15 protein-coding genes and 2 tRNA genes are annotated in these 17,599 nt (G+C 71.0%); 14 read left to right on the plus strand and 3 right to left on the minus strand.

The window, feature by feature from the left end:
- Positions 1-70: 70 nt before the first annotated feature.
- From dnaA to ELX43_RS00050, 10 genes are all read left to right on the plus strand, one after another.
- Positions 71-1,597, plus strand: a complete 1,527-nt coding sequence (gene dnaA / locus ELX43_RS00005; RefSeq protein ID WP_164860530.1) for a chromosomal replication initiator protein DnaA — start codon at positions 71-73, stop codon at positions 1,595-1,597.
- Between the two features lie 625 nt (positions 1,598-2,222).
- Entirely contained in the window at positions 2,223-3,413 is a 1,191-nt protein-coding gene (gene dnaN / locus ELX43_RS00010; RefSeq protein ID WP_127781558.1) for a DNA polymerase III subunit beta, read from the plus strand.
- Entirely contained in the window at positions 3,410-4,381 is a 972-nt protein-coding gene (gene gnd, locus ELX43_RS00015) for a phosphogluconate dehydrogenase (NAD(+)-dependent, decarboxylating) (RefSeq protein WP_277601734.1), read from the plus strand. Before dnaN ends, gnd begins: the two co-directional genes overlap by 4 nt.
- A 1-nt stretch (position 4,382) precedes the next feature.
- Positions 4,383-5,606 (plus strand): DNA replication/repair protein RecF, encoded by a 1,224-nt coding sequence (gene recF / locus ELX43_RS00020; RefSeq protein WP_127781562.1) that lies wholly within the window; start codon positions 4,383-4,385, stop codon positions 5,604-5,606.
- Positions 5,607-5,628: 22 nt separating this feature from the next.
- The gene (locus ELX43_RS00025) at positions 5,629-6,231 is read left to right on the plus strand and encodes a DciA family protein (RefSeq protein WP_277601708.1); all 603 of its coding nucleotides are present in this window, start codon (positions 5,629-5,631) and stop codon (positions 6,229-6,231) included.
- Positions 6,232-6,402: 171 nt separating this feature from the next.
- Positions 6,403-8,403 carry a DNA topoisomerase (ATP-hydrolyzing) subunit B gene (gyrB, locus tag ELX43_RS00030; RefSeq protein ID WP_241249449.1) on the plus strand — a complete coding sequence of 667 codons (2,001 nt, stop codon included), beginning with the start codon at positions 6,403-6,405 and terminating at the stop codon, positions 8,401-8,403.
- Between the two features lie 132 nt (positions 8,404-8,535).
- A complete protein-coding gene (gene gyrA / locus ELX43_RS00035) occupies positions 8,536-11,073 on the plus strand; it encodes a DNA gyrase subunit A (protein ID WP_127781568.1) in 2,538 nt (845 codons plus the stop codon).
- Positions 11,070-11,885, plus strand: coding sequence for a DUF3566 domain-containing protein (locus ELX43_RS00040; protein WP_241249453.1), 816 nt, complete (start codon positions 11,070-11,072; stop codon positions 11,883-11,885). Before gyrA ends, ELX43_RS00040 begins: the two co-directional genes overlap by 4 nt.
- Before the next feature lie 86 nt (positions 11,886-11,971).
- Positions 11,972-12,045: transfer RNA gene (locus ELX43_RS00045), tRNA-Ile, on the plus strand.
- A gap of 215 nt (positions 12,046-12,260) precedes the next feature.
- A tRNA-Ala gene (locus ELX43_RS00050) sits at positions 12,261-12,336 on the plus strand.
- A gap of 71 nt (positions 12,337-12,407) precedes the next feature.
- Here ELX43_RS00050 and ELX43_RS00055 read toward each other — a convergent pair.
- Complete coding sequence (locus tag ELX43_RS00055; protein WP_127781570.1) at positions 12,408-12,926, minus strand: hypothetical protein; 519 nt, start codon at positions 12,924-12,926, stop codon at positions 12,408-12,410.
- 141 nt (positions 12,927-13,067) lie between these two features.
- On the opposite strand from ELX43_RS00055, the gene ELX43_RS00060 reads away from it, so the two are divergent.
- Together ELX43_RS00060 and ELX43_RS00065 are read left to right on the plus strand one after the other, a co-directional pair.
- Positions 13,068-13,619 (plus strand): peptidylprolyl isomerase, encoded by a 552-nt coding sequence (locus ELX43_RS00060; protein WP_127781572.1) that lies wholly within the window; start codon positions 13,068-13,070, stop codon positions 13,617-13,619.
- 31 nt (positions 13,620-13,650) lie between these two features.
- Positions 13,651-14,562 carry a rhomboid family intramembrane serine protease gene (locus ELX43_RS00065; RefSeq protein WP_127781573.1) on the plus strand — a complete coding sequence of 304 codons (912 nt, stop codon included), beginning with the start codon at positions 13,651-13,653 and terminating at the stop codon, positions 14,560-14,562.
- A gap of 6 nt (positions 14,563-14,568) precedes the next feature.
- Here the strand turns inward: ELX43_RS00065 and ELX43_RS00070 are convergent, their stop codons facing one another.
- Positions 14,569-15,042: a PH domain-containing protein gene (locus tag ELX43_RS00070; protein ID WP_164860531.1), complete on the minus strand. Its 474-nt coding sequence runs from the start codon at positions 15,040-15,042 to the stop codon at positions 14,569-14,571.
- Between the two features lie 56 nt (positions 15,043-15,098).
- Here ELX43_RS00070 and ELX43_RS00075 point away from each other — a divergent pair, with 56 nt between their 5' ends.
- Positions 15,099-16,268, plus strand: coding sequence for a thiolase family protein (locus tag ELX43_RS00075; RefSeq protein WP_127781577.1), 1,170 nt, complete (start codon positions 15,099-15,101; stop codon positions 16,266-16,268).
- A gap of 177 nt (positions 16,269-16,445) precedes the next feature.
- On the opposite strand, the gene crgA is transcribed toward ELX43_RS00075, so the two are convergent.
- Positions 16,446-16,712: a cell division protein CrgA gene (crgA, locus tag ELX43_RS00080; protein ID WP_127781579.1), complete on the minus strand. Its 267-nt coding sequence runs from the start codon at positions 16,710-16,712 to the stop codon at positions 16,446-16,448.
- A gap of 108 nt (positions 16,713-16,820) precedes the next feature.
- On the opposite strand from crgA, the gene ELX43_RS00085 reads away from it, so the two are divergent.
- Complete coding sequence (locus tag ELX43_RS00085; RefSeq protein WP_127784543.1) at positions 16,821-17,564, plus strand: DUF881 domain-containing protein; 744 nt, start codon at positions 16,821-16,823, stop codon at positions 17,562-17,564.
- The last annotated feature ends 35 nt before the right edge of the window (positions 17,565-17,599 follow it).

Here is a 17,599-nt window from a genome sequence, read left to right on the forward strand (position 1 = left end):
TGATGCCCAGGCCGATCCAGCACGCCGTGCGACGTGATCGGTACTTCACGCATCCAGGGGAGGACCGTCAGTGGCAGAGGACACACGTGAGCTGCGCTCCGTGTGGGCCGAGGTGGTGGCCGAGCTCGCCTCGTACACCGATGCCACTGGTCGCCCGCTCTCCGCTCAGCAACGGGCATGGCTGCGCCTGACCCGCCCCGTGGGATTCGTCAACGGCTTCGCGCTGCTCGCCGCGCCCAGCGCGTTCGCCAAGGAAGCCATCGAGCGGGTGCTGCGCACCCCGATCACCGACGCGCTCAGCCGCCACCTCGGCAGCGAGGTGATTCTCGCCGTCCGCGTGGACGAGGCGTCCGCGGTGCACGAGGGTGCCGCCGCTGACGGCGTGGCGCCCCGGGGCGAGCACGGCGCCTCCGCTGACGGTGCCGACCACGGCGGCTCCCCCGGGGGCTTCACCGGCGTGGACGACCTCGACGAGGTCGACGAGGAAAAAGACGCGCTGGAGACGATCAACGAGATCTGGCCGAGCTACTCGACCGTGCGCAAGGCGCCTGCCGGGCCGGCCCAGACACGACTGAACGCGAAGTACACCTTCGACACGTTCGTCATCGGCAGCTCCAACCGGTTCCCGCACTCCGCCGCAGTCGCGGTGGCCGAGGCACCGGCCCGCGCGTACAACCCGCTCTTCATCTGGGGCGAGTCCGGGCTGGGCAAGACCCACCTGCTGCACGCGGTCGGCCACTACACCCAGCGCCTCTTCCCTGGCATCCAGGTGCGCTACATCTCCACCGAGGAGTTCACCAACGACTTCATCAACAGCCTGCGCGACGACCGGAAGGTGGCGTTCCAGCGCCGCTACCGCGACATCGACGTGCTGCTGGTGGACGACATCCAGTTCCTGGAGGGCAAGGAAGGCACCCAGGAGGAGTTCTTCCACACCTTCAACACGCTGCACAACGCGAACAAGCAGATCGTGGTCTCCTCCGACCGGCCACCCAAGCAGCTGGTGACCCTGGAGGACCGGTTGCGCACCCGCTTCGAGTGGGGCCTGATCACCGACGTCCAGCCACCCGAGCTGGAGACCCGCATCGCCATCCTGCGCAAGAAGGCGCAGATGGACGGGCTCGCGGTCCCCGACGAGGTACTGGAGTTCATCGCCAGCCGGATCGAGCGCAACATTCGTGAGCTGGAGGGGGCGCTGATCCGCGTCACCGCGTTCGCCTCCCTCAACCAGCAGGTGGTGGACCTGGCGCTGGCGGAGATCGTGCTGCGCGACCTGATCCCGGACGCGTCCTCGCTGGAGATCAGCGCCGCCACGATCATGGCCGTCACCGCCGAGTACTTCGGCAACTCCCTGGACGAGCTGCGCGGACCGGGCAAGACCCGGGCGGTGGCCCAGGCCAGGCAGGTCGCGATGTACCTCTGCCGGGAGCTCACCGACCTGTCGCTGCCCAAGATCGGGCAGACCTTCGGCGGCCGGGACCACACCACGGTGATGCACGCCAACAAGAAGATTCGCAAGGAGATGGCCGAGCGCCGTCGTACCTACGAACAGGTCCAGGAGCTCACCGCCCGGATCAAGCAGCGCTCGCGCAGCTAGCTCTACCGGCCGATGTCCCGGCCTGCCCGACGGCCGGAGAGGCCGTCGTCGTGCGTCTCAGGACGCGCCCTGTTGACCCCCCTCAGCGCCCTCTGGCGACCCATCTCGCGACCCTCCTCGGGCCTTGCTGGCCCGCTCGGACCCCTGCTGGATGTGTGTCCGTGCCCACTCAGCACGCCTGGTGGACGATTAACCCACACCTGTGGACAAGCCTGGGGGTAACTCGATTCATCTGGGGACCGAGCGGTGCATGGATGTGCACGCAGCAGATCTGGGGACGGCGGTGCACCTTCCACCCCCTGCTGGCTCCCCAGCCCGCCACGCCGTCCGATCAGCGCACGAGGTGCTCAGTCCACAGCGTGCACACCCCCTACTGCTGTTCCTGTTCTCTCTCTAGAGGGATCTCTTTCTAGAGCAGGAATGTGCACAACCTCCGTGAACAGCCCTGCTGGGCACCTCGCGCTGCTCGTGCCCAGCAGAGCACCGGGTTCCCAGCACGGGCCGGAACGCTCTACGGTTGGGCGGCTGCCTCTGCGGGGTGCAGCAGTCCGGGCACGCCAGGTGGGTGGGTCCGGAGCAGGAGCCAGATCGTGAGAGGGAGCCCGGAGAGCATGGAGTCCTACCGATGAAGTTCCGGGTGGCGCGGGATGAGTTCGCCGACGCAGTGGCCTGGGTTGCGCGCAGCCTTCCCTCGCGTCCACCGGTACCTGTCCTGGGCGGCGTGCTGCTGTCCACCGGCAGCGTCGAGGGTGCTGACGGCGCGGAGGCCGACGGGCTGACCGTCTCCGGCTTCGACTACGAGGTGTCGGCACAGGTGGGGGTCTCCGCCGAGGTCGCCGACGGCGGTCGCGTGCTGGTCTCCGGTCGGCTCCTGGCCGACATCACCCGTTCGCTGCCCAACCGGCCCGTCGACGTGACCGTCGACGGGAGCCGGGTGAACATCCTCTGCGGCAGCGCCCGCTTCTCGCTGCCGACCATGCCGGTCGAGGACTACCCGCAGATGCCATCGATGCCGGCGGGCACCGGATCGCTGCCGGCCGACGTCTTCGCCGAGGCCGTGGCCCAGGTGGCGGTGGCCGCCGGGCGCGACGACACCCTGCCGATGCTCACCGGCGTGCGGGTGGAGATCGAGGGGCCCCGCGTGGTCCTCGCCGCCACCGACCGCTTCCGGCTGGCCGTGCGCACCTTCGAGTGGAAGCCCGACGCCGACGAGGTGTCCCTGGCGGTGCTGGTGCCGGCGAAGACCCTGGCCGAGTCGGCGAAGACGCTGACCAGCGGTTCCGGCGAGGTGCAGCTGGCCCTGGGCACCACCGGCGCTGGCGGCGAGGGCCTGCTCGGCCTGGCCGGTGCCGGCCGGCGCACCACCACCCGGCTGCTCGACGCCGACTTCCCCAAGTTCCGCCAGCTCCTGCCCGCCGAGCACGCGGCAGTGGCCGACGTGGCCGTCGCCCCGCTGGTCGAGGCGATCAAGCGGGTCTCCCTGATGGCCGAGCGCGGCGCGCAGGTGCGGATGGAGTTCAGCGAGGAAGGCCTGCGCCTGACCGCCGGCGGGGACGACGAGGGCAAGGCCGAGGAGGAGCTGCCGGCCGAGTTCACCGGCGAGCCCCTGGTCATCGCGTTCAACCCCGGGTACCTGCTCGACGGCCTCTCGGTGCTGCACAGCGAGCGGGTGTCCATGGGATTCACCACCGCGAGCCGGCCCGCCGTGCTGCGGCCCACCGACCCGGACGCCCCCGCGCTCGAGGGCCCGGGCCCGTTCCCGGCGCCGGACAGCGAGTACACCTACCTGCTGATGCCGGTGCGGCTGCCGGGCTGACCCGGCACCCTGGACACCACCGCGGGCAGGAAGGCGCAGACATGGAGATCGGACTCATCGGGCTCGGCAAGATGGGCTTCAACATGCGCGAGCGGCTGCGGGGTGCGGGCATCGGCGTGGTGGGCTACGACCCGCGGCCGGAGGTCAGCGACGTCCCCACCCTGGCCGCGCTGGCCGAGGCGTTGCCCGCCCCCCGGGTGGTGTGGGTGATGGTGCCCTCCGGCGCCATCACCCGGGACACCATCACCGCCCTGGGGCAGGTGCTCTCCCCGGGTGACCTGGTGATCGACGGGGGCAACTCCCAGTACACCGACGACCAGCCGCACGCCGCCGAGCTGGGCCAGCTGGGCATCGGCTACCTCGACTGCGGGGTGTCCGGTGGAATCTGGGGGCTGGAGAACGGCTACGGACTGATGGTGGGGGGCGACGTCGCGCACGTGGAGATGGCCATGCCGGTCTTCGACGCGCTGCGCCCGACCGGCCCGCGGGAGAACGGGTTCTCCCACGCCGGGCCGGTGGGTGCCGGGCACTACGCCAAGATGGTGCACAACGGCATCGAGTACGGATTGATGCAGGCCTACGCGGAGGGCTACGAGCTGCTCAAGGCCTCCCAGCTGGTGGAGAACGTCCCGGCAGTGCTGCAGGGCTGGTCGGAGGGGACGGTCGTGCGCTCCTGGCTGCTGGACCTGCTGGTCAGGGCGCTGCAGGAGGATCCCGGCCTGGACGCGATCTCTGGCTGGACCGCTGACTCCGGCGAGGGCCGCTGGACGGTGCTGGAGGCGATCGACCACGCCGTCCCGCTGCCGGTGATCTCGGCCGCGCTCTTCGCCCGCTTCGCCTCCCGGCAGGAGGAGTCCCCTGCGATGAAGGCGGTGTCCGCGCTGCGCAACCAGTTCGGCGGGCACGCCAGCCGCAGCTCCAGCTCCACCGGCCCCGACGCCCCCGGCACGCCGGGCAGCGCGGACTGAGGTGTACGTCCGTCACCTCGGAGTCACCGACTTCCGCTCCTGGAGCAGCGCGGAGCTGACTCTCACCCCAGGCGTCACCGTGCTGCTCGGCGCCAACGGCAACGGCAAGACCAACCTGGTGGAGGCGCTGGGCTACCTGGCCACCTTGTCCTCGCACCGGGTCTCCTCCGACGGGCCCCTGGTCCGCGCCGGCGCCGACCGGGCGATCGCCCGCGCCGCGGTGGTCAACCAGCAGCGTGAGCTGCTGGTCGAGGTGGAGATCACGCCCGGCAAGGCCAACCGCGCTCGGATCAACCGCTCTCCGGTCCGCCGCGCGCGCGAGGTGCTGGGCATCCTGCGCACCGTGCTGTTCGCCCCGGAGGACCTGGCCCTGGTGCGGGGTGACCCGGGTGAGCGCCGCCGCTTCCTGGACGAGCTGATGGTGAGCCGAGCGCCCCGCCTGGCCGGGGTGCGGGCCGACTACGACCGCGTGCTGCGCCAGCGGTCGGCCCTGCTCAAGACCGCCGGGGCGGCGCTGCGCCGCAGCGGTTCCGCCGGTGACGCCGCCGCTACCCTGGACGTGTGGGACGGCCACCTCGCCGAGCTCGGGTCACAGCTGCTCGCCGGCCGGCTGGACCTGCTGACCGAGCTCGCCCCGCACGTCAGCGACTCCTACGCCGCGCTGGCCCCGGAGTCGCGGCCGGCGCGGCTGCACTACCGCAGCAGCCTGGGCGACGCCTTCCCCAGCCCGACGGCCGGGCCGGGCTACGGCGAGCCGGGCGCGGAGCGGGCGGACGCGGAGCTGCTCGAGGCGTGCCTGCTCAGCGAGCTGGCGCGAGTGCGCCGGTCAGAGATCGAGCGCGGGGTGTGCCTGGTGGGCCCGCACCGCGACGACGTGGACCTGCAGCTGGGCGCGCAACCGGCGAAGGGCTACGCCAGCCACGGCGAGTCGTGGTCCTACGCGCTGGCGCTACGGCTGGGCAGCTTCTCCCTGCAGCGAACCGACGGCACCGACCCCGTGCTGGTGCTCGACGACGTGTTCGCCGAGCTGGACCGCCGCCGCCGCGCCGCGCTGGCGCACGTGGCCGCCGGCGCCGAGCAGGTGCTGATCACCGCGGCGGTGGGTGCGGACGTCCCCGCCGAGCTGGCAGGCACTCGCTACCGGGTGGATGCTGACGCCGGACGCGACGGCGCCACCCGCACCAGCACCATCGAGGTGGAGGAGGCAGCGCATGGGTCGACCTGAAGATGAGGGTTATCCCCCGGTTGTGGACAACACTGGGGACAACCTGTCGACAACTTCTCCCGGAGCCGCTGCGGGAGAGCCGGAGCAGCCGGCCGCGCCGGTGGAGGAGGGGCGCGGCGTGGACCTCGCGCGCCGCGCGCTGGAGGAGGCGCGGGCGCAGGCCAAGGAGCGCGGCGTGGGCATCCACGCCCGGCGCGTGCCGGTGCGTCGCGGCGGCATCAAGTCCGGATCCGCACGGCGTCGTCGCTGGTCAGGGCCGGGATCGGACGACCGCGACCCCCAGCTGCTGGGCCACCTCACCAACAAGCTGGTGCAGGCGCGGGGCTGGTCGGAGGAGGTCTCGGCCGGCTCGGTGCTCGGCCGGTGGGACAACCTGGTCGGGCCGGACATCGCCTCGCACGCCAAGCCGGTGTCGCTGCAGAACGGTGAGCTGACGGTCCAGGCGGAATCCACAGCCTGGGCCACCCAGCTGCGCACCATGCAGCGCCAGCTGCTGGCCACCATCGCCGCTGCGGTCGGTGACGGCGTGGTCACCCGGATCACCTTCCACGGCCCGAGCGCCCCCAGCTGGCGGCGCGGAGAGCGGCACGTGCGCGGCCGGGGCCCCAGAGACACCTACGGCTGACGCGCCCCCACGGTGGGCGAACCGACCCTTGGGAGGGTGTGAAATGCCCTCCACGTGGCTCTGAGGGGTGTTGCAGGGCCAGTTTGGTCCGCCAGGGGCAGTAGACTGGTTAGGTACCACTTCTGGCTGACCACTCTGGCCGGCCCAGGCTTGAGGAGACACCGAAGACACGTGGCTGACAAGAATGCTTCCTACGGTGCGTCGTCCATCACCGTCCTCGAGGGTCTGGAGGCCGTCCGCAAGCGCCCGGGCATGTACATCGGCTCGACGGGCGAGCGCGGGCTCCACCACCTCATCTGGGAGGTTGTGGACAACTCCGTGGACGAGGCGATGGCCGGCTACGCCACCCGGGTGGACGTGACCCTGCTCGCCGACGGCGGCGTGCGCGTCACCGACGACGGACGCGGCATCCCGGTGGACATGCACCCGGTGGAGAAGCGGCCCACCATCGAGGTCGTGCTCACCGTGCTGCACGCCGGTGGAAAGTTCGACTCTGACTCCTACGCGGTCTCCGGTGGTCTGCACGGCGTGGGCGTCAGCGTGGTGAACGCGCTGTCGCGGCGCCTCGAGGTGGACATCCACCGCGAGGGCAAGAACTTCACCCAGGAGTACCTGTACGCCAAGCCCGGTGAGCTGGTCGAGGTGGGCGCCTCCGACCGCACCGGCACCACCGTCACCTTCTGGGCCGACCCGGAGGTCTTCGAGGAGACCACCACCTACAGCTTCGAGACGGTCGCGCGCCGCCTGCAGGAGATGGCGTTCCTGAACAAGGGACTCACCATCACCCTCACCGACGAGCGCGTCACCCAGAACGAGGCCGAGGTGGACGCCGCGCCGGAGAGCGCCGCGCTGGACACCACCGCGCCCAAGCCGGCGGCCGTGGTCAAGCGCACCTACCACTACCCCGGTGGGCTCGAGGACTACGTCGCGCACCTGAACAAGTCCAAGCAGCCCATCCACACCTCGATCGTCGGGTTCACCGCCAGCGGCACCGGCCACGAGGTCGAGGTGGCCATGCAGTGGAACTCCGGCTACTCCGAGTCGGTGCACACCTTCGCCAACACCATCAACACCATCGAGGGTGGCACGCACGAGGAGGGCTTCCGCTCCGCGCTGACCTCGGTGGTCAACCGCTACGCCAAGGAGAAGAAGCTCCTCAAGGAGAAGGACCCCAACCTCACCGGGGACGACATCCGCGAGGGCCTGGCGGCGATCATCAGCGTCCGGGTGGGCGAGCCGCAGTTCGAGGGTCAGACCAAGACCAAGCTGGGCAACACCGAGGTGCGCTCGTTCGTGCAGAAGACCTGCAACGAGCACCTGAACAGCTGGTTCGAGGAGCACCCCTCCGACGCCAAGATCATCATCAACAAGGCGATCTCCTCCTCGCACGCCCGGATGGCGGCCCGCAAGGCCCGCGAGCTGGTGCGCCGCAAGAGCGCCACCGACATCGGCGGGCTGCCCGGCAAGCTCAGCGACTGCCGCTCCAACGACCCGAGCCTGTCCGAGATCTACGTGGTGGAGGGTGACTCCGCCGGTGGCTCGGCCAAGTCCGGCCGCGACTCGATGTTCCAGGCGATCCTCCCGCTGCGCGGCAAGATCATCAACGTGGAGAAGGCCCGCATCGACCGGGTGCTGAAGAACACCGAGGTCCAGGCCATCATCACCGCCCTGGGCACCGGCATCCACGACGAGTTCGACCTGTCCAAGCTGCGCTACCACAAGATCATCCTGATGGCCGACGCCGACGTGGACGGCCAGCACATCTCCACGCTGCTGCTCACCCTGCTGTTCCGCTTCATGCGTCCGCTGGTGGAGCACGGCCACGTCTACCTGGCCGCCCCGCCGCTCTACAAGATCAAGTGGAGCAAGGGCAAGCCCGACTTCGTCTACTCCGACCGCGAGCGCGACGCGCTGCTCAAGGCGGGCGTGGAGACCGGTCGCAAGATCAACAAGGACGACGGCGTGCAGCGCTACAAGGGCCTCGGCGAGATGAACGCCAAGGAGCTGTGGGAGACCACCATGGACCCCGACCACCGCATCCTGCGCCAGGTGACCCTGGACGACGCCGCCACCGCGGACGAGCTGTTCAGCGTGCTCATGGGCGAGGACGTGGAGGCGCGGCGCAGCTTCATCACGCGCAACGCCAAGGACGTCCGGTTCCTGGATGTCTGACCCGCTGGCGGCCGCCCCCGGCCGCGCCACCCCCCGCTGCGGAGCCCGGCCCGTGCGCAGCGCCGACACCGCGGGCGCGAGCCACCTGAACACCCTGTCGGCACCCCACCAGAATCCCCGAAGGAGCACCACATGACCGACACGCCGCTGCCCCCCGAGGACGGCCCGGTCGGCATCGAGGGTGTCATCCGCGACCGGGTCGAGCCGGTCGACCTCCAGCAGGAGATGCAGCGCAGCTACATCGACTACGCCATGAGCGTGATCGTCGGCCGCGCCCTGCCGGAAGTTCGTGACGGACTCAAGCCGGTGCACCGCCGCGTGCTCTACGCGATGTACGACTCCGGCTTCCGTCCCGACCGTGGCTACGTGAAGTCCTCCCGCGTCGTCGGCGAGGTGATGGGCAACTACCACCCGCACGGTGACTCCTCGATCTACGACACCATGGTCCGTCTCGCCCAGCCCTGGTCGATGCGCTACCCGCTGATCGACGGCCAGGGCAACTTCGGCTCCGCCGGCAACGACCCCGCGGCGGCCATGCGGTACACCGAGTCGCGGCTGACCCCGCTGGCCATGGAGATGCTGCGCGACATCGACGAGGACACCGTCGAGTTCTCGCCCAACTACGACGGCCGCACCAGCGAGCCCGACGTGCTGCCCAGCCGGTTCCCGAACCTGCTGGTCAACGGCTCCGGCGGCATCGCGGTCGGCATGGCCACCAACATCCCGCCGCACAACCTGCGGGAGGTCGCCGACGCGGTGATCTGGGCGCTGGAGAACTACGAGGCCGACGAGGAGACCACCCTGGCGGCCTGCATGGAGCGGGTGAAGGGCCCCGACTTCCCCACCTCCGGACTGATCGTGGGCTCCGACGGCATCAACGAGGCCTACACCACCGGTCGCGGTTCCGTCCGGATGCGCGGTGTGGTCGAGGTGGAGGAGGACGCCCGCGGGCGCACCACCATCGTGGCCACCGAGCTGCCGTACCAGGTGAACCCCGACAACCTGGTCACCAGCATCGCCGAGCAGCTGCGGGACGGGAAGATCGCCGGGATCTCCGACATCCACGACGAGTCCTCCGACCGGGTGGGCATGCGCATCGTGCTCACCCTCAAGCGGGACGCCGTGGCCAAGGTGGTGCTGGCCAACCTCTACAAGCACACCCAGCTGCAGACCAGCTTCGGCTGCAACATGCTGTCCATCGTCGACGGGGTGCCGCGCACCCTGCGGCTGGACCAGATGATCCGGCTGTACGTCACCCACCAGCTCGACGTCATCGTGCGGCGCACCCGCTACCGGTTGCGCAAGGCCGAGGAGCGCGCCCACATCCTGCGCGGACTGGTCAAGGCGCTGGACGCCCTGGACGAGGTGATCGCCCTCATCCGGGCCTCCGCCTCCGCCGACGTCGCCCGCACCGGGCTGATGGAGCTGCTCGACGTCGACGAGCTGCAGGCCCAGGCCATCCTGGACATGCAGCTGCGCCGGCTGGCCGCCCTGGAGCGCCAGCGCATCATCGACGAGCTGGCCGAGATCGAGCGCACCATCGCCGACCTGCAGGACATCCTGGACCGGCCCGAGCGCCAGCGGCAGATCGTCCGTGACGAGCTCATGGAGATCGTGGACAAGTACGGCGACGACCGCCGCACGCGGATCGTGCCCGCCGACGGTGACGTGTCCATGGAGGACCTCATCGCCCGCGAGGACGTGGTGGTCACCATCACCGAGACCGGCTACGCCAAGCGCACCAAGACCGACCTGTACCGCGCCCAGAAGCGCGGCGGCAAGGGGGTGCAGGGCGCCGGGCTGCGCCAGGACGACATCGTGAGCAAGTTCTTCGTCTGCTCCACCCACGACTGGATCTTGTTCTTCACCACCAAGGGCCGGGTGTACCGCGCGAAGGCCTACGAGCTGCCCGAGGCCAACCGCACCGCGCGCGGACAGCACGTGGCCAACCTGCTGGCGTTCCAGCCGGACGAGAAGATCGCCCAGGTCATCCAGATCAAGGACTACCAGGTGATGCCGTACCTGGTGCTGGCCACCAAGGGCGGCCTGGTCAAGAAGACCCGGCTCAGCGACTTCGACTCCAACCGCTCCGGCGGCGTGGTGGCGATCAACCTGCGCGAGGGCGACGAGCTGGTGGGGGCCACGCTGTGCTCCGCCGAGGACGACCTGCTGCTGGTCTCCGCGCTCGGCCAGTCGATCCGCTTCTCCGCCACCGACGACGCGCTGCGACCGATGGGTCGGGCCACCTCCGGCGTGCTGGGCATGCGCTTCAACGGTGACGACGAGCTGCTGTCGCTGAACGTGGTCCGGGAGGGCACCTACCTGCTGGTGGCCACCGCCGGCGGCTACGCCAAGCGCACCCCGATGGACGACTACCCGGTGCAGGGTCGCGGCGGCAAGGGCGTGCTGACCATTCAGTACGACCGTCGCCGTGGCACTCTGGTCGGCGCACTCATCGTGGACATTGACGACGAGCTGTACGCCATCACCTCTGGCGGCGGGGTCATCCGGACCACCGCCAAGGAGGTGCGCAAGGCAGGTCGCCAGACCAAGGGCGTGCGGCTGATGAACCTCGGCGAGGGTGTCGAGCTGATCGCGATCGCCCGCAACGCGGACGAGGCGGGCCAGCCCGGCGACGACCAGCCCAACACCGTTAAGGAGCACTCATGAGCACTCCTCCCCGCCCCGGCGGGTCTGATCAGGGTGCCCCGCGGCCGGAGCAGCGCGGCGGTGAGCGTCCCGCCGCCCGGGGCGGCAACGGCTCCTCCGGTGGCGCCGGCGAGCCTCGGCGCTCCGAGCCGGCACCCTGGCAGCGCGGTGGCACCGGCCGGGGCGGCGCGCCGGGGCTGGACGCCCCCACCACGCAGATGAGGCGCCCGGACCTGTCCCAGGAGATGCCGGACCTCTCCTCGGTGCCCCGCACCAGCGGGGGCCGTCCACCGGCGGGCAACCCGGCGCCTGCCCGGCGCGGGGAGGCCCGAACGGGCAACGGCCAGGGTGGCACCGCCCGCCCGGCCACCGACCCGCGGGCACGCGACCGGCGGCCGGCCGAGGGCGAGCGGCGGGCCGAGGGCGAGCGGCGGGCCACGGCCACCGTGCAGCGCGGCCGCAAGGGTCCGCGCCGCGCGAGCCTGCAGGTCAAGCACTTCGACCCGTGGTCGGTGCTGAAGCTGTCGCTGGTGCTGTCCTTCGCGCTGTTCCTGGTGTGGATGGTGGCGGTGGGCGTGCTGTACCTGGTGCTGGACGGCATGGGCGTCTGGGACCGGCTGAACACCACCTTCACCGACTTCGTCTCGGTCAACGACCCCAACGCCGAGAGCTCACCGCTCATCGGGCCGGGCCGGGTGTTCGGCGTGGCCGCCATCGTCGGTGCGATCAACATCGTGCTGCTGACCGCACTGGCCACCATCAGCTCGTTCATCTACAACCTCACGTCCGACCTGGTCGGCGGCGTGGAGGTCACTCTCACCGAGCGCGACTGAGCGTCCGTGCGGCAGCGTTCCCGACCGCTGCCGTACGGGCGTTTTGGTACGACCCGGGCCGGTACGGTAACCTCGGTCCGGCATCGGGGCCTATAGCTCAGACGGTTAGAGCGCTTCCCTGATAAGGAAGAGGTCGGTGGTTCAAGTCCACCTAGGCCCACGAGATCCGTTGATCGAAGGAGTGTCAGTCGGCATGAGGATGCTCCTGGTCGCAGCCCTGGCCGCCGCGGCGGCCGGGTTCGCCCGGGCCCGAGCCCGGCAGCGCTCGACGGATCCATGGCACGAGGCGACCGAGCCGGCAGTGTCGGCGCAGCCGTCCTCGGGCAGGCACGCAGCACCAGAACCCCCCGCGGGAAGCTAGGCAGCAGCCCACCCGGGGACGTAGCTCAATTGGCAGAGCACTGCCTTTGCAAGGCAGGGGTTAGGGGTTCGATTCCCCTCGTCTCCACCAGCACAGGCCCCGTCCCCGCGTGATCGCGGAGGCGGGGCCTGTCCCATGTCCAGGGCTGGCTCGGTCCAGGGCTACTCGGTGGTGCGGCCCGCGCCCTCCGGAGCCCCGTTCGTGCCCGCGGGGGCGGCGCTGGGAGCAGTGGTGCCGTTCAGCGTCCGCACGCTCGGCGGGGCGTCTGCCGGCGGCGGCGCCACCGGCCGGCGGGAGGCCACCACGGCGGCGGCAGCGGCACCCCCGACGAGCAGCACGGCCACCAGCGGCCAGCGGCGTCGCTTCTTGGGCGGGTCGATGCGGCGGGCCAGGCCGGCGCGCACCTCGGCCACGTCCAGCAGCTCGGGCAGGCTCAGCTCCGGCAGGCTCACCCGGGCGACCAGCTCACGCCCGGCCTCCCCGGTCTGACGCAGGCGGCGCTCGGCCCGCTTGGCTGCCGCACCCTGGGCGGCCTTGACGGTCATCTTGGCCGCACCCAGACCGGCGACTGCGCCACTCTGGCTGAGCTTGACCGATCCACGGCGGGCGGCCCGCACGCCGGTGCCGACCACTCGGCCGGTCTCCTCGCCGAGCTTGGACAACACGGTCACCTCGTTCATCGTCACTCCTTCTCGCTGGTACCTGCCCAGCACAGGCTGGATCGCCTGAGTCCGGTGGGTCGCAGCCCATCCTGCCCGCCCCACGACAGCCAGGTCGGACGGGGCGCGACGTCGGATTGCCCAGGATGGCAGGATGGATTGGTGACTTCCTCAGAGAACAAGACCGCTGCCCCCGCCACCGCCACGGCGACGCTGCACACCAACCGCGGCGACATCCGCATCGCGCTGTTCGGCAACCACGCGCCCAAGACGGTCGCGAACTTCGTCGGGCTGGCCGACGGCAGCAAGGACTACTCGGAGAAGAACGCCCAGGGCGGGACCTCCGGGCCGTTCTACGACGGGTCGGTCTTCCACCGCATCATCGACAACTTCATGATCCAGGGCGGCGACCCCACGGGCACCGGCCGCGGCGGCCCGGGCTACCGCTTCGAGGACGAGTTCCACCCGGAGCTGCAGTTCGACCGCAAGTACCTGCTGGCCATGGCCAACGCCGGCCCGGGCACCAACGGCTCGCAGTTCTTCATCACCACGGCCCTGACCCCGCACCTCAACCGCAAGCACACCATCTTCGGCGAGGTCGTGGACGAGGAGTCCCGCAAGGTCGTCGACGCCATCGGCACCACCGCCGTGGACCGCAGCGACCGTCCGGTCGAGCCCGTGGTCATCGAGCGCGTCACCGTCGAGCAGGTCTGACCGACGCACTGACACCTCTGGTCACGCTGCGATGAGCAACCCCGCCTGGGGTCCACCCGGTACCGGCGCCTTCGGGGCCCCTGGTGCCGGGGACGGTCCCCAGGCCTGCTTCCGCCACCCCGACCGGCCCACCGGACTGCGCTGCAGCCGGTGCGGCCGGTCGGCGTGCCCGGAGTGCCTGCGCGAGGCACCGGTGGGCTTCCACTGCGTGGACTGCCTCGCCCAGGGGCAGCGGGACCAGCGCCAGGCGGCGACCGTGGCCGGAGCCCCACTGGCTGCCAGCGCGCCGGTGCTCACCTACGGGCTCATCGGCGTCAACGTGCTCTTCTTCCTGGTCACCGTGCTCGACGCCGGCGGCCAGGTGCTGGACAACAACCGCTCCACGATCTTTCGTGACTTGGCCCTGTGGCCCTACGGGGTGGCCCTCGGCGACTGGTGGCGGCTGCTGAGCAGCGGCTTCCTGCACTTCGGCCCGCTGCACCTGCTGGTCAACATGTTCGCCCTCTACGTCCTGGGCCGGGACCTGGAGGTGCAGCTGGGCCGGTGGCGCTTCGCCGCGGTGTACCTGGTGTCGCTGCTCGGAGGCTCCGCCGCGGTGATGCTCTTCGCCGACCCGCGCAGCCTCACCGCGGGGGCCTCCGGCGCCATCTTCGGCCTGATGGGTGGGCTGGTGGTGGTGCTGCTGCGCCTGCGCCGCAGCGTGTCCGCCGCCCTCGGCATCATCGCCATCAACGTGGTGATCGGGCTGAGCGTGCCGGGCATCTCCATGGCCGGACACCTGGGCGGGCTCGTGGTGGGCGCCGCCGCCACCGCGGCCCTGGTCTACGCCCCGCGGGGTCGCGCCGTGCCGGTGCAGGTGTCGGCGCTGGCCGTGCTCAGCGTGGTCGCCCTCGCGGTGATCGTGGCACGCGTGCTGGCGCTGCGATCCCAGGCGGGGCTGTAGCGGGCGCTACGCCCCGGGGCCGTCGCCCCCAGACCCGTCGGCCCCGAACCGGTCGGGGCGAAAGCCCTGCACCACCCACAGCACGTCCTCCGGGTCGGTGCCCAGCTCCGCCTTGGTGAGCAGCAGCAGCGACTCGCGGTCGTCCTGCTGGACGGTCAGCTCGAGCACCCCCACCCGCCGACCCAGCCGGTGGTGCTGCACCACCTCGCAGCCGCGCAGCTGGGTCCAGCCCACGCGGCGCGCGCCCCACGGTCCGCGGACGGTCAGTCCACCGGCATCCACCGCCAGCCGGGGACGCGACCGAGCCCCGGCGAGCGCGGTGAGCAGCAGCCCCGCCGCGGCCAGCCCGATCAGCAGCCGGCCGGCGGGCTCGTCGGCGGCCACCGCCACCACCGCCAGCACCGCGCCTCCCACCGCCGCGTAGATCAGGGCGGCCGGCTTGGGGCCCCACGCCTGCGTTGTAGCGCCATAGTCGGACATGCCCTCTAGCATCGCTGATGAGGCACAACCATCCGATTGAAGGGCTGGAAACAACGATGCGTGACGCAGTCATCTGTGCGGCAGTGCGTACTCCGGTGGGCAAGCGTGGCGGGGGGCTCAGCGGGGTGCACGCGGTGGACCTCTCGGCCCACGCACTGAAGGCCCTGGTCGAGCGGACCGGCATCGATCCGTCCGTGATCGACGACGTGCACTGGGGCTGCGTGTCGCAGGCCGGGGAGCAGGCCGGCAACATCGGGCGCAACGCCGTGCTCGCGGCCGGCTGGCCGGAGTCCATCCCCGGCTTCACCCTGGACCGCCAGTGCGGCTCGTCCCAGCAGACCTTGCACACCGCAGCCGCGTCGGTCGTCTCCGGGCAGCAGGACGTGGTGATCGCCGGTGGCGTCGAGGTGATGTCCCGGGTCCCGATGGGCAGCAACGTCGGCACCGGGGCCGGGTTCCCCTTCGGCTCGGCCCGCACCCGGTACGAGAGCCAGCTGCAGGGCGAGGGATTCAACGGCATGTTCAACCAGGGCGTCGGCGCCGAGCTGATGGCCCGGCAGTGGGGCTTGTCCCGCACCGCGGTGGACGAGTTCGCCGTGCGCTCGCACGAGCTGGCCGCCGCCGCGCAGGACGACGGCGCGTTCCTGGAGGAGATCGCCCCGATCACCGTGGACGGCACCGTCGTCTCGCAGGACGAGGGCATCCGCCGGGGGTCGTCGGTGGAGACCCTGGCCAAGCTGAAGACCCCGTTCCTGCCGGACGGCGTCATCACCGCGGGCAACGCCTCGCAGATCTCCGACGGCGCCGCGGCACTGCTGGTCACCACCAGTGAGAAGGCCGCCGAGCTGGGGCTGACCCCGCTGGCCCGCGTGCACGCCACCGCCGTGGTCGGCTCCGACCCGGTGATGATGCTGTCCGGTCCCATCCCCGCCACCGCCGCGGTGCTGAAGAAGTCGGGCCTGAGCATCGACGACATCGACACCTTCGAGGTGAACGAGGCCTTCGCGTCCGTGCCCATGGCGTGGCTGGCCGAGACGGGCGCCAAGGCCGACCGGCTCAACCCCTGCGGCGGCGCGATCGCGCTGGGCCACCCGCTCGGCGGTTCTGGTGCCCGCCTGATGACCACGATGGTGAGCTACCTGCAGCGCACCGGCGGCCGCTACGGCCTGCAGACGATGTGCGAGGGCGGCGGCATGGCCAACGCCACCATCATCGAGCGGCTCTGACGAGCTGTGCACAACCGGGGACAGAAGTTGTCCACAGGAGTTGTGCACACTGGGGATGAAATAACACCGTTGTGATTGCTCGGGCGCTCCGCGGTATCGACCCTGGTCAGCAGGCCGGGATCGGTACCGCGGGCGACTGGGCGCTCAGCGGGGCGCAACCGCCCCTGTGCGCGGAGGTCAGCGCCAGCGCATGGTCATCAACAGGCCAACGACCATGAGGCCGAAGCCGATCGCGAAGTTCCACGACCCCAGCTCGCTCATCCAGCTGATCTTGTCCACGGCCAGGTAGTTGACCACCAGCCAGATCAGGCCGAGCAGCATCAGGCCCAGCATCACCGTGACGTAGATCGGGTTGGACGGTCCGGCGTTGACCTTCACCGGCGTGCGCCGGGTGGAGCTGGCGCCGATGGGGGCTGACTTCTTGCGGACCTTCGACTTTGGCATGGTGTCCTCGGCTTGGTGGCGGGTCTGGCGTCTCGGCTTTCCACGCTAACGTAGCGGGCGGCCAACGGGGCCGCGGCGAGCGGCGATCTACCAAGTCATGGGGTGGTTGTGGACGCTCGGCAACGCCCCCGGCTCTGGCGGGTGGCCGTGCCGCTGGTGTGCCTGCTCGCCGGCCTGTTGCTGTCCACCACGCGGGAGGCCGCCCAGGGCGGTGAGCTGCGTGGCACCGGTGCCACCCGGCTGTCCGACCTGGTCCGCGGCGCCCAGCAGGACGTGGCCGCCGCAGAGGTCACCCGTACCCGGCTGCGGCTGCAGGCGGAGCAGCTGCAGCAGCGCGCCGCCGCCTCCGACGACGCGGTGGCCGCCGCGCTCGCCGACGTCGCCGCGCTGCAGCCCGGCGCTGGGCTCAGCGCCGTCACCGGGCCCGGTCTCACCGTCACCCTCACCGACGCGTCCCGCACCGCCACCGGCTCCTACGCCGCCGACGCCCAGCCCGACGACCTGGTGGTGCACCAGCAGGACCTGCAGAGCGTGCTCAACGCGCTGTGGGCCGGCGGGGCTGAGGCGGTGATGGTCCAGGACCAGCGGGTGGTGAGCACCTCGGCGCCCCGCTGCGTCGGCAACACCCTGCTGCTGCACGGGCGCACCTACAGCCCGCCCTACACCGTCTCCGCCATCGGCGACGCCGACCGCCTGCAGGACGCCCTGGCCGCCGAGCGGGGCGTGGTGATCTACAAGCAGTACGTCGCCCGCTTCGGCCTGGGGTACAAGGTGCAGGCCCGCGACACGCTGTCCCTGCCCGCCTACGAGGGCTCCGTCGCGCTGACCTCGGCCGTCGTCGTCCCCCGGTAGGAACCGCCGCGGGCAGTCGCTGAGTACCCTCAGTG

It is taken from the genome of Rhodococcus sp. X156, from assembly GCF_004006015.1.
Lineage (GTDB): Bacteria > Actinomycetota > Actinomycetes > Mycobacteriales > Mycobacteriaceae > X156.